We start from the raw sequence: 13504 nt of genomic DNA on the forward strand, positions 1-13504 counted from the left end.
ACACAAAAAAGACCAGTTCCAGACGGAACTGATCCTTAGAAAAGCTTGGCGGCGTCCTACTCTCACAGGGGGAAACCCCCAACTACCATCGGCGCTGAAGAGCTTAACTTCCGTGTTCGGTATGGGAACGGGTGTGACCTCTTCGCTATCGCCACCAAACCTGATGGAGAGAATGTTCTCTCAAAACTAGATAACAATGTTCATGCTTCACATTAAATATAGGTTAAGTCCTCGATCTATTAGTATCTGTCAGCTCCACGTGTCACCACGCTTCCACCTCAGACCTATCAACCTGATCATCTTTCAGGGATCTTACTTCCTTGCGGAATGGGAAATCTCATCTTGAGGGGGGCTTCATGCTTAGATGCTTTCAGCACTTATCCCGTCCGCACATAGCTACCCAGCGATGCCCTTGGCAGAACAACTGGTACACCAGCGGTGCGTCCATCCCGGTCCTCTCGTACTAAGGACAGCTCCTCTCAAATTTCCTGCGCCCGCGACGGATAGGGACCGAACTGTCTCACGACGTTCTGAACCCAGCTCGCGTACCGCTTTAATGGGCGAACAGCCCAACCCTTGGGACCGACTACAGCCCCAGGATGCGATGAGCCGACATCGAGGTGCCAAACCTCCCCGTCGATGTGGACTCTTGGGGGAGATAAGCCTGTTATCCCCGGGGTAGCTTTTATCCGTTGAGCGATGGCCCTTCCATGCGGAACCACCGGATCACTAAGCCCGACTTTCGTCCCTGCTCGACTTGTAGGTCTCGCAGTCAAGCTCCCTTGTGCCTTTACACTCTGCGAATGATTTCCAACCATTCTGAGGGAACCTTTGGGCGCCTCCGTTACATTTTAGGAGGCGACCGCCCCAGTCAAACTGCCCACCTGACACTGTCTCCCTGCCCGATAAGGGCAGCGGGTTAGAAGGTCAATACAGCCAGGGTAGTATCCCACCGATGCCTCCACCGAAGCTAGCGCTCCGGTTTCCAAGGCTCCTACCTATCCTGTACAAGCTGTACCAACATTCAATATCAGGCTGCAGTAAAGCTCCACGGGGTCTTTCCGTCCTGTCGCGGGTAACCTGCATCTTCACAGGTACTATAATTTCACCGAGTCTCTCGTTGAGACAGTGCCCAGATCGTTGCGCCTTTCGTGCGGGTCGGAACTTACCCGACAAGGAATTTCGCTACCTTAGGACCGTTATAGTTACGGCCGCCGTTTACTGGGGCTTCAATTCGCACCTTCGCTTACGCTAAGCGCTCCTCTTAACCTTCCAGCACCGGGCAGGCGTCAGCCCCTATACTTCGCCTTACGGCTTCGCAGAGACCTGTGTTTTTGCTAAACAGTCGCCTGGGCCTATTCACTGCGGCTTCTCGGGGCTTTAACACCCTAAGAAGCACCCCTTCTCCCGAAGTTACGGGGTCATTTTGCCGAGTTCCTTAACGAGAGTTCTCTCGATCACCTTAGGATTCTCTCCTCGCCTACCTGTGTCGGTTTGCGGTACGGGCACCTCTCACCTCGCTAGAGGCTTTTCTTGGCAGTGTGGAATCAGGAACTTCGCTACTAAATTTCGCTCGCCATCACAGCTCAGCCTTCACGGGAAACGGATTTGCCTATTTCCCAGCCTAACTGCTTGGACGCGGATATCCATTACCGCGCTTACCCTATCCTCCTGCGTCCCCCCATTGCTCAAATGGTGAGGAGGTGGTACAGGAATATCAACCTGTTGTCCATCGCCTACGCCTTTCGGCCTCGGCTTAGGTCCCGACTAACCCTGAGCGGACGAGCCTTCCTCAGGAAACCTTAGGCATTCGGTGGACGGGATTCTCACCCGTCTTTCGCTACTCATACCGGCATTCTCACTTCTAAGCGCTCCACCAGTCCTTCCGGTCTGGCTTCACAGCCCTTAGAACGCTCTCCTACCACTGTTCGTAAGAACAGTCCGCAGCTTCGGTGATACGTTTAGCCCCGGTACATTTTCGGCGCAGAGTCACTCGACCAGTGAGCTATTACGCACTCTTTAAATGGTGGCTGCTTCTAAGCCAACATCCTGGTTGTCTAAGCAACTCCACATCCTTTTCCACTTAACGTATACTTTGGGACCTTAGCTGGCGGTCTGGGCTGTTTCCCTTTCGACTACGGATCTTATCACTCGCAGTCTGACTCCCAAGGATAAGTCATCGGCATTCGGAGTTTGACTGAATTCGGTAACCCGGTAGGGGCCCCTAGTCCAATCAGTGCTCTACCTCCGAGACTCTTACCTTGAGGCTAGCCCTAAAGCTATTTCGGAGAGAACCAGCTATCTCCAGGTTCGATTGGCATTTCACCCCTACCCACACCTCATCCCCGCACTTTTCAACGTGCGTGGGTTCGGGCCTCCATTCAGTGTTACCTGAACTTCACCCTGGACATGGGTAGATCACCTGGTTTCGGGTCTACGACCACGTACTCATGCGCCCTATTCAGACTCGCTTTCGCTGCGGCTCCGCATCTTCTGCTTAACCTTGCACGGGATCGTAACTCGCCGGTTCATTCTACAAAAGGCACGCCATCACCCGTTAACGGGCTCTGACTACTTGTAGGCACACGGTTTCAGGATCTATTTCACTCCCCTTCCGGGGTGCTTTTCACCTTTCCCTCACGGTACTGGTTCACTATCGGTCACTAGGGAGTATTTAGCCTTGGGAGATGGTCCTCCCGGATTCCGACGGAATTTCACGTGTTCCGCCGTACTCAGGATCCACTCTGGAGAGAATGACATTTCAGTTACAGGGCTGTTACCTTCTCTGGCGGGCCTTTCCAGACCTCTTCGCTTATATCATTCCTTTGTAACTCCGTATAGAGTGTCCTACAACCCCAAGAGGCAAGCCTCTTGGTTTGGGCTGTTCCCGTTTCGCTCGCCGCTACTCAGGGAATCGCATTTGCTTTCTCTTCCTCCGGGTACTTAGATGTTTCAGTTCCCCGGGTATGCCTTCTCATACTCTATGTATTCAAGTATGGATACTACTCCATTACGAGCAGTGGGTTTCCCCATTCGGAAATCTCCGGATCAAAGCTTGCTTACAGCTCCCCGAAGCATATCGGTGTTCGTCCCGTCCTTCATCGGCTCCTAGTGCCAAGGCATCCACCGTGCGCCCTTTCTAACTTAACCATTTCTTACTTTAGAAAGAATCACTATGTGTGATGAACTTTGCATTGCATTCAATGTGAATGTATTACTTATTGTTATCTAGTTTTCAAAGAACAATCCTGTCTCGCTAGAGACATGTTTTGAAGGAATGATCCTTCAAAACTAAACAAGACCAAAACGCACACTGCTCCATATATCCTTAGAAAGGAGGTGATCCAGCCGCACCTTCCGATACGGCTACCTTGTTACGACTTCACCCCAATCATCTGCCCCACCTTCGGCGGCTGGCTCCATAAAGGTTACCTCACCGACTTCGGGTGTTGCAAACTCTCGTGGTGTGACGGGCGGTGTGTACAAGGCCCGGGAACGTATTCACCGCGGCATGCTGATCCGCGATTACTAGCGATTCCAGCTTCACGCAGTCGAGTTGCAGACTGCGATCCGAACTGAGAACAGATTTGTGGGATTGGCTAAACCTTGCGGTCTCGCAGCCCTTTGTTCTGTCCATTGTAGCACGTGTGTAGCCCAGGTCATAAGGGGCATGATGATTTGACGTCATCCCCACCTTCCTCCGGTTTGTCACCGGCAGTCACCTTAGAGTGCCCAACTGAATGCTGGCAACTAAGATCAAGGGTTGCGCTCGTTGCGGGACTTAACCCAACATCTCACGACACGAGCTGACGACAACCATGCACCACCTGTCACTCTGTCCCCGAAGGGAAAGCCCTATCTCTAGGGTTGTCAGAGGATGTCAAGACCTGGTAAGGTTCTTCGCGTTGCTTCGAATTAAACCACATGCTCCACCGCTTGTGCGGGCCCCCGTCAATTCCTTTGAGTTTCAGTCTTGCGACCGTACTCCCCAGGCGGAGTGCTTAATGCGTTAGCTGCAGCACTAAGGGGCGGAAACCCCCTAACACTTAGCACTCATCGTTTACGGCGTGGACTACCAGGGTATCTAATCCTGTTCGCTCCCCACGCTTTCGCTCCTCAGCGTCAGTTACAGACCAGAGAGTCGCCTTCGCCACTGGTGTTCCTCCACATCTCTACGCATTTCACCGCTACACGTGGAATTCCACTCTCCTCTTCTGCACTCAAGTTTCCCAGTTTCCAATGACCCTCCCCGGTTGAGCCGGGGGCTTTCACATCAGACTTAAGAAACCGCCTGCGAGCCCTTTACGCCCAATAATTCCGGACAACGCTTGCCACCTACGTATTACCGCGGCTGCTGGCACGTAGTTAGCCGTGGCTTTCTGGTTAGGTACCGTCATGGTGCAAGCAGTTACTCTTGCACTTGTTCTTCCCTAACAACAGAGCTTTACGATCCGAAAACCTTCATCACTCACGCGGCGTTGCTCCGTCAGACTTTCGTCCATTGCGGAAGATTCCCTACTGCTGCCTCCCGTAGGAGTCTGGGCCGTGTCTCAGTCCCAGTGTGGCCGATCACCCTCTCAGGTCGGCTACGCATCGTCGCCTTGGTGAGCCGTTACCTCACCAACTAGCTAATGCGCCGCGGGTCCATCTGTAAGTGACAGCCGAAACCGTCTTTCATCCTTGAACCATGCGGTTCAAGGAACTATCCGGTATTAGCTCCGGTTTCCCGGAGTTATCCCAGTCTTACAGGCAGGTTACCCACGTGTTACTCACCCGTCCGCCGCTAACATCCGGGAGCAAGCTCCCTTCTGTCCGCTCGACTTGCATGTATTAGGCACGCCGCCAGCGTTCGTCCTGAGCCAGGATCAAACTCTCCGAGGTATGCAGGATGCATATCACACATGCGTTGCTACACGATGTAGCGAACTTAGCATGTGATCATTTCCTGCCTCGTCAGTTTGACTGACTACCTATGATGTTTCATAGGATTTTTTTATTAAAACTCGAATTAACAGGTACGTTTTGTCTTGTTTAGTTTTCAAAGATCATATTGGTGGAGCCTAGCGGGATCGAACCGCTGACCTCCTGCGTGCAAGGCAGGCGCTCTCCCAGCTGAGCTAAGGCCCCATAAAAAGATGGTCGGGAAGACAGGATTCGAACCTGCGACCCCTTGGTCCCAAACCAAGTGCTCTACCAAGCTGAGCTACTTCCCGATCTTAATGGCGCGCCCGAGAGGAGTCGAACCCCTAACCTTTTGATCCGTAGTCAAACGCTCTATCCAATTGAGCTACGGGCGCTTATTTCATAATGCCGAGGGCCGGACTTGAACCGGCACGGTAGTCACCTACCGCAGGATTTTAAGTCCTGTGTGTCTGCCAATTCCACCACCCCGGCGTGGATGGTATAAGCGGAAGACGGGATTCGAACCCGCGACCCCCACCTTGGCAAGGTGGTGTTCTACCACTGAACTACTTCCGCATTACAGGATTTCTTTATGTTGTTTGGCTATGCGGGTGAAGGGACTTGAACCCCCACGTCATAAAGACACTAGATCCTAAGTCTAGCGCGTCTGCCAATTCCGCCACACCCGCATGAACATGGTGAGCCATGAAGGACTCGAACCTTCGACCCTCTGATTAAAAGTCAGATGCTCTACCAACTGAGCTAATGGCTCGCTTTTAAAGCGACTTGTCTATCTTACCATATGAAAGTGGTGCCGGCAAGAGGACTTGAACCCCCAACCTACTGATTACAAGTCAGTTGCTCTACCAGTTGAGCTACACCGGCTTTATCTATCCTAACATTATGTAAGAATAAATATGGTGGAGGATGACGGGCTCGAACCGCCGACCCTCTGCTTGTAAGGCAGATGCTCTCCCAGCTGAGCTAATCCTCCATATTGTGTCGTTTCGAATGTCTCTCGATCTGACAAATAGTATTATATAACGATAAGATATTGTTTGTAAAGACTTTTTTAAAATAATTTTTGGATTTATTTTAAAGTTGTTTCTTTCATCTCTTCGTTAAGGCACCTAAAGAAGTTTACCACTTGTCTTATCATTTTAAAAGTCTTTTTTTCATTTTTTTATGTTTTTTGCTCTGATGAGGCTCTGCCGTTGTCAAAACATCATTTCAAAAGCTGTCATATGTTTGTTTCTATTCAGAATATCCTCGCATATAGCAGACTCAGCGATCAATTTCTTTTATTATTTTATTTTTCCGAGAAAATATTTTCGTATCAATGATGATCGCCATCACTACGTTTCAAAAAACCGTCTTATCTCATTTTTTCTGTTCCATCAAATGCTGGATGGACTTAGCACCATTATTAAAGTTTTAACAAGAGATACAAGCTAGTACGAACTCATCCTGTGCCTCCTCTCATTAGCAATAATAGATGACCTGTGTTCTCTTTGAGGAACTTAATGTTCTATTGGCACTATACTGCAGTTTTCTTTGTCTGGCTGCCGAACGGGAGAATCCTTTTTAGACATTTTATATTTTTGAGATTGACCATTAACAAGTTGAACTGCGGGCTTAGATGCTAAAAACAATGTTATCCGCTTTGAAATCAAAGTGTAGAGGAAGAAATAATATTTATCAAGAATGCAATGAGAAACCTGTCACTTTTCAATAGATACAGAAGCAAATTTCACGAAACACAAAAAAGACCAGTTCCAAATGGAACTGATCCTTAGAAAAGCTTGGCGGCGTCCTACTCTCACAGGGGGAAACCCCCAACTACCATCGGCGCTGAAGAGCTTAACTTCCGTGTTCGGTATGGGAACGGGTGTGACCTCTTCGCTATCGCCACCAAACCTGATGGAGAGAATGTTCTCTCAAAACTAGATAACAATGTTCATGCTTCACATTAAATATAGGTTAAGTCCTCGATCTATTAGTATCTGTCAGCTCCACGTGTCACCACGCTTCCACCTCAGACCTATCAACCTGATCATCTTTCAGGGATCTTACTTCCTTGCGGAATGGGAAATCTCATCTTGAGGGGGGCTTCATGCTTAGATGCTTTCAGCACTTATCCCGTCCGCACATAGCTACCCAGCGATGCCCTTGGCAGAACAACTGGTACACCAGCGGTGCGTCCATCCCGGTCCTCTCGTACTAAGGACAGCTCCTCTCAAATTTCCTGCGCCCGCGACGGATAGGGACCGAACTGTCTCACGACGTTCTGAACCCAGCTCGCGTACCGCTTTAATGGGCGAACAGCCCAACCCTTGGGACCGACTACAGCCCCAGGATGCGATGAGCCGACATCGAGGTGCCAAACCTCCCCGTCGATGTGGACTCTTGGGGGAGATAAGCCTGTTATCCCCGGGGTAGCTTTTATCCGTTGAGCGATGGCCCTTCCATGCGGAACCACCGGATCACTAAGCCCGACTTTCGTCCCTGCTCGACTTGTAGGTCTCGCAGTCAAGCTCCCTTGTGCCTTTACACTCTGCGAATGATTTCCAACCATTCTGAGGGAACCTTTGGGCGCCTCCGTTACATTTTAGGAGGCGACCGCCCCAGTCAAACTGCCCACCTGACACTGTCTCCCTGCCCGATAAGGGCAGCGGGTTAGAAGGTCAATACAGCCAGGGTAGTATCCCACCGATGCCTCCACCGAAGCTAGCGCTCCGGTTTCCAAGGCTCCTACCTATCCTGTACAAGCTGTACCAACATTCAATATCAGGCTGCAGTAAAGCTCCACGGGGTCTTTCCGTCCTGTCGCGGGTAACCTGCATCTTCACAGGTACTATAATTTCACCGAGTCTCTCGTTGAGACAGTGCCCAGATCGTTGCGCCTTTCGTGCGGGTCGGAACTTACCCGACAAGGAATTTCGCTACCTTAGGACCGTTATAGTTACGGCCGCCGTTTACTGGGGCTTCAATTCGCACCTTCGCTTACGCTAAGCGCTCCTCTTAACCTTCCAGCACCGGGCAGGCGTCAGCCCCTATACTTCGCCTTACGGCTTCGCAGAGACCTGTGTTTTTGCTAAACAGTCGCCTGGGCCTATTCACTGCGGCTTCTCGGGGCTTTAACACCCTAAGAAGCACCCCTTCTCCCGAAGTTACGGGTCATTTTGCCGAGTTCCTTAACGAGAGTTCTCTCGATCACCTTAGGATTCTCTCCTCGCCTACCTGTGTCGGTTTGCGGTACGGGCACCTCTCACCTCGCTAGAGGCTTTTCTTGGCAGTGTGGAATCAGGAACTTCGCTATATTTCGCTCGCCATCACAGCTCAGCCTTCACGGGAAACGGATTTGCCTATTTCCCAGCCTAACTGCTTGGACGCGGATATCCATTACCGCGCTTACCCTATCCTCCTGCGTCCCCCCATTGCTCAAATGGTGAGGAGGTGGTACAGGAATATCAACCTGTTGTCCATCGCCTACGCCTTTCGGCCTCGGCTTAGGTCCCGACTAACCCTGAGCGGACGAGCCTTCCTCAGGAAACCTTAGGCATTCGGTGGACGGGATTCTCACCCGTCTTTCGCTACTCATACCGGCATTCTCACTTCTAAGCGCTCCACCAGTCCTTCCGGTCTGGCTTCACAGCCCTTAGAACGCTCTCCTACCACTGTTCGTAAGAACAGTCCGCAGCTTCGGTGATACGTTTAGCCCCGGTACATTTTCGGCGCAGAGTCACTCGACCAGTGAGCTATTACGCACTCTTTAAATGGTGGCTGCTTCTAAGCCAACATCCTGGTTGTCTAAGCAACTCCACATCCTTTTCCACTTAACGTATACTTTGGGACCTTAGCTGGCGGTCTGGGCTGTTTCCCTTTCGACTACGGATCTTATCACTCGCAGTCTGACTCCCAAGCATAAGTCATCGGCATTCGGAGTTTGACTGAATTCGGTAACCCGGTAGGGGCCCCTAGTCCAATCAGTGCTCTACCTCCGAGACTCTTACCTTGAGGCTAGCCCTAAAGCTATTTCGGAGAGAACCAGCTATCTCCAGGTTCGATTGGCATTTCACCCTACCCACACCTCATCCCCGCACTTTTCAACGTGCGTGGGTTCGGGCCTCCATCAGTGTTACCTGAACTTCACCCTGGACATGGGTAGATCACCTGGTTTCGGGTCTACGACCACGTACTCATGCGCCCTATTCAGACTCGCTTTCGCTGCGGCTCCGCATCTTCTGCTTAACCTTGCACGGGATCGTAACTCGCCGGTTCATTCTACAAAAGGCACGCCATCACCCGTTAACGGGCTCTGACTACTTGTAGGCACACGGTTTCAGGATCTATTTCACTCCCCTTCCGGGGTGCTTTTCACCTTTCCCTCACGGTACTGGTTCACTATCGGTCACTAGGGAGTATTTAGCCTTGGGAGATGGTCCTCCCGGATTCCGACGGAATTTCACGTGTTCCGCCGTACTCAGGATCCACTCTGGAGAGAATGACATTTCAGTTACAGGGCTGTTACCTTCTCTGGCGGGCCTTTCCAGACCTCTTCGCTTATATCATTCCTTTGTAACTCCGTATAGAGTGTCCTACAACCCCAAGAGGCAAGCCTCTTGGTTTGGGCTGTTCCCGTTTCGCTCGCCGCTACTCAGGGAATCGCATTTGCTTTCTCTTCCTCCGGGTACTTAGATGTTTCAGTTCCCCGGGTATGCCTTCTCATACTCTATGTATTCAAGTATGGATACTACTCCATTACGAGCAGTGGGTTTCCCCATTCGGAAATCTCCGGATCAAAGCTTGCTTACAGCTCCCCGAAGCATATCGGTGTTCGTCCCGTCCTTCATCGGCTCCTAGTGCCAAGGCATCCACCGTGCGCCCTTTCTAACTTAACCATTTCTTACTTTAGAAAGAATCACTATGTGTGATGAACTTTGCATTGCATTCAATGTGAATGTATTACTTATTGTTATCTAGTTTTCAAAGAACAATCCTGTCTCGCTAGAGACATGTTTTGAAGGAATGATCCTTCAAAACTAAACAAGACCAAAACGCACACTGCTCCATATATCCTTAGAAAGGAGGTGATCCAGCCGCACCTTCCGATACGGCTACCTTGTTACGACTTCACCCCAATCATCTGCCCCACCTTCGGCGGCTGGCTCCATAAAGGTTACCTCACCGACTTCGGGTGTTGCAAACTCTCGTGGTGTGACGGGCGGTGTGTACAAGGCCCGGGAACGTATTCACCGCGGCATGCTGATCCGCGATTACTAGCGATTCCAGCTTCACGCAGTCGAGTTGCAGACTGCGATCCGAACTGAGAACAGATTTGTGGGATTGGCTAAACCTTGCGGTCTCGCAGCCCTTTGTTCTGTCCATTGTAGCACGTGTGTAGCCCAGGTCATAAGGGGCATGATGATTTGACGTCATCCCCACCTTCCTCCGGTTTGTCACCGGCAGTCACCTTAGAGTGCCCAACTGAATGCTGGCAACTAAGATCAAGGGTTGCGCTCGTTGCGGGACTTAACCCAACATCTCACGACACGAGCTGACGACAACCATGCACCACCTGTCACTCTGTCCCCGAAGGGAAAGCCCTATCTCTAGGGTTGTCAGAGGATGTCAAGACCTGGTAAGGTTCTTCGCGTTGCTTCGAATTAAACCACATGCTCCACCGCTTGTGCGGGCCCCCGTCAATTCCTTTGAGTTTCAGTCTTGCGACCGTACTCCCCAGGCGGAGTGCTTAATGCGTTAGCTGCAGCACTAAGGGGCGGAAACCCCCTAACACTTAGCACTCATCGTTTACGGCGTGGACTACCAGGGTATCTAATCCTGTTCGCTCCCCACGCTTTCGCTCCTCAGCGTCAGTTACAGACCAGAGAGTCGCCTTCGCCACTGGTGTTCCTCCACATCTCTACGCATTTCACCGCTACACGTGGAATTCCACTCTCCTCTTCTGCACTCAAGTTTCCCAGTTTCCAATGACCCTCCCCGGTTGAGCCGGGGGCTTTCACATCAGACTTAAGAAACCGCCTGCGAGCCCTTTACGCCCAATAATTCCGGACAACGCTTGCCACCTACGTATTACCGCGGCTGCTGGCACGTAGTTAGCCGTGGCTTTCTGGTTAGGTACCGTCATGGTGCAAGCAGTTACTCTTGCACTTGTTCTTCCCTAACAACAGAGCTTTACGATCCGAAAACCTTCATCACTCACGCGGCGTTGCTCCGTCAGACTTTCGTCCATTGCGGAAGATTCCCTACTGCTGCCTCCCGTAGGAGTCTGGGCCGTGTCTCAGTCCCAGTGTGGCCGATCACCCTCTCAGGTCGGCTACGCATCGTCGCCTTGGTGAGCCGTTACCTCACCAACTAGCTAATGCGCCGCGGGTCCATCTGTAAGTGACAGCCGAAACCGTCTTTCATCCTTGAACCATGCGGTTCAAGGAACTATCCGGTATTAGCTCCGGTTTCCCGGAGTTATCCCAGTCTTACAGGCAGGTTACCCACGTGTTACTCACCCGTCCGCCGCTAACATCCGGGAGCAAGCTCCCTTCTGTCCGCTCGACTTGCATGTATTAGGCACGCCGCCAGCGTTCGTCCTGAGCCAGGATCAAACTCTCCGAGGTATGCAGGATGCATATCACACATGCGTTGCTACACGATGTAGCGAACTTAGCATGTGATCATTTCCTGTCTCGTCAGTTTGACTGACTACCTATGATGTTTCATAGGATTTTTTTATTAAAACTCGAATTAACAGGTACGTTTTGTCTTGTTTAGTTTTCAAAGATCATTTTCGTTATCGCTCGGAAGCGACTTTAATATCTTATCATTTTGTCTTGGTTAAAGTCAAGAAGTTTTTTCAATTTCTTTTTTAACCTTGTTGCTGTTTTGCGGCAACGAATAATAATATACCACCTGAATTCTCTTCTTGCAATAGTTTTTATAAAAAAAGTTTCATTTTATGAAAAATAAAAAGCGCCACAGTTAAAATGGCGCTTTTGTTGATGTATTAACGGTTTCTCATTTGAGGGAAAAGCAGTACATCTCTGATTGATGGAGAGTTTGTTAGTAGCATGATTAATCGGTCGATACCGATTCCTAGTCCGCCGGTTGGCGGCATTCCATATTCCAATGCTTCAACAAAATCGTCATCCATGAGATGCGCTTCGTCATTTCCTTCTTCACGTTCTTTTAATTGAGCTTCAAAGCGTTCTCTTTGATCGATTGGATCGTTCAGCTCTGTGAATGCATTTGCGTGTTCACGGCGCACAATGAATAGCTCAAAGCGGTCCGTGAAGCGCGGATCTTCAGGGTTTTTCTTAGCTAATGGAGAAATCTCGACTGGGTGTCCGTAAATAAAGGTAGGCTGAACCAGCGTTTCTTCTACTTTTTGCTCGAAGAACTCATTGATAATATGTCCTACTGTCATGTTTTTCGTGATTTCAATACCGTGATCAGCAGCATGCTGTTTCGCTTCTTCTACAGACATCTCCTGCCAGAAGTCTACACCTGTTGCTTCTTTGACCGCTTCAACCATATGAAGTCTCTTCCACTCTGGTTTTAGATCAATTTCATCTTCACCATATTGAATCGTTGTTGTCCCTAACACCTCTTGGGCAATATGAGCAATCAGGTTTTCGGTTAAGTTCATGATGTCTTTATAGTCTGCGTATGCTTCATACAGCTCGATCATTGTAAATTCCGGGTTATGACGAGTAGATACCCCTTCGTTACGGAATACGCGGCCAATCTCGTATACTTTCTCTAGGCCGCCGACAATGAGACGTTTTAAATGCAGCTCGATCGCAATACGCATATAAAGCGGCATATCAAGTGCATTGTGGTGAGTAATGAAAGGACGAGCTGATGCACCGCCAGGGATGCTATGCATTGTTGGTGTTTCAACTTCTAGGTATCCTTTAGAATCTAAGTATCTTCTCATTGATTGAATGATTTTGCTTCGCATGATGAACGTCTGCTTACTTTCTGGATTGACAATTAAGTCAAGGTAGCGCTGACGATAGCGTTGTTCTACATCTTTTAAGCCATGATATTTATCAGGAAGCGGGCGAAGTGCTTTTGTGAGAATCTCAAATCCGGTTGCTTTAATTGAAAGTTCTCCCACATTCGTTTTAAATACTGTTCCTGTCACACCGATGATATCGCCTAGGTCTGAGCTCTTGAATAGTTCGTAAGCTTCTTCCCCTACACTATCTTTACGCACATAGATTTGAATTTGTCCTTCTAAGTCTTGAATGTGCGCAAAGCCAGCTTTCCCTTTTCCGCGCTTTGTCATCATACGACCTGCGATTGTGACTTGAACCGCTTTTTCTTCTAGGTCTTCTTTTGAAAACTCGTCATATTCAGCAATAATTTGCGCAGATTGATGAGAACGGTCATATCGTTCACCGAATGGATCGATACCTTCTTCTCTCATTTTATTCATTTTGTCACGTCTAACTTGAAATTGGTCATTTAATTCTTCGTTATTAAGCCCTTCATTACTCATTTATATCACTCCAATAATGTATTTTGCAGAGAAAAGCAGAAAAACTGCCAGTATGCACTAGCAGTGAGCTACAAAAAGAAAGAT

1 protein-coding gene, 9 tRNA genes and 6 rRNA genes are annotated in these 13504 nt (G+C 49.7%); all 16 read right to left on the minus strand.

Translation table 11 applies throughout. The annotated features are described in order from the left end of the window. Positions 1-43: 43 nt before the first annotated feature. Positions 44-159: ribosomal RNA gene (rrf, locus tag GPA07_RS00505) — 5S ribosomal RNA — on the minus strand. Positions 160-219: 60 nt separating this feature from the next. Continuing rightward, positions 220-3150 (minus strand): 23S ribosomal RNA (locus GPA07_RS00510). A gap of 182 nt (positions 3151-3332) precedes the next feature. After that, a 16S ribosomal RNA gene (locus GPA07_RS00515) occupies positions 3333-4881 on the minus strand. Between the two features lie 170 nt (positions 4882-5051). Then, positions 5052-5127, minus strand: a tRNA-Ala gene (locus GPA07_RS00520). A 9-nt stretch (positions 5128-5136) separates the two neighbouring features. Then, a tRNA-Pro gene (locus GPA07_RS00525) sits at positions 5137-5213 on the minus strand. Between the two features lie 7 nt (positions 5214-5220). After that, a tRNA-Arg gene (locus tag GPA07_RS00530) sits at positions 5221-5297 on the minus strand. 11 nt (positions 5298-5308) lie between these two features. Continuing rightward, positions 5309-5394 (minus strand) — tRNA-Leu (locus tag GPA07_RS00535). A gap of 12 nt (positions 5395-5406) precedes the next feature. Continuing rightward, positions 5407-5478, minus strand: a tRNA-Gly gene (locus tag GPA07_RS00540). Between the two features lie 30 nt (positions 5479-5508). Further along, positions 5509-5591 (minus strand) — tRNA-Leu (locus GPA07_RS00545). Between the two features lie 7 nt (positions 5592-5598). Continuing rightward, a tRNA-Lys gene (locus GPA07_RS00550) sits at positions 5599-5674 on the minus strand. Positions 5675-5711: 37 nt separating this feature from the next. After that, a tRNA-Thr gene (locus tag GPA07_RS00555) sits at positions 5712-5787 on the minus strand. 33 nt (positions 5788-5820) lie between these two features. Further along, a tRNA-Val gene (locus GPA07_RS00560) sits at positions 5821-5896 on the minus strand. 806 nt (positions 5897-6702) lie between these two features. After that, positions 6703-6818 (minus strand): 5S ribosomal RNA (gene rrf, locus GPA07_RS00565). A 60-nt stretch (positions 6819-6878) separates the two neighbouring features. Beyond that, positions 6879-9803 (minus strand): 23S ribosomal RNA (locus GPA07_RS00570). A 182-nt stretch (positions 9804-9985) separates the two neighbouring features. After that, positions 9986-11534 (minus strand): 16S ribosomal RNA (locus tag GPA07_RS00575). The 16S, 23S and 5S rRNA genes sit together here with 9 tRNA genes alongside, the layout of an rRNA operon. 386 nt (positions 11535-11920) lie before the next feature. After that, complete coding sequence (lysS, locus tag GPA07_RS00580; RefSeq protein ID WP_008357370.1) at positions 11921-13420, minus strand: lysine--tRNA ligase; 1500 nt, start codon at positions 13418-13420, stop codon at positions 11921-11923. Between the last annotated feature and the right edge of the window lie 84 nt (positions 13421-13504).

This window comes from Bacillus sp. ms-22 (genome assembly GCF_009759805.1).
GTDB lineage: Bacteria > Bacillota > Bacilli > Bacillales > Bacillaceae > Bacillus > Bacillus xiamenensis.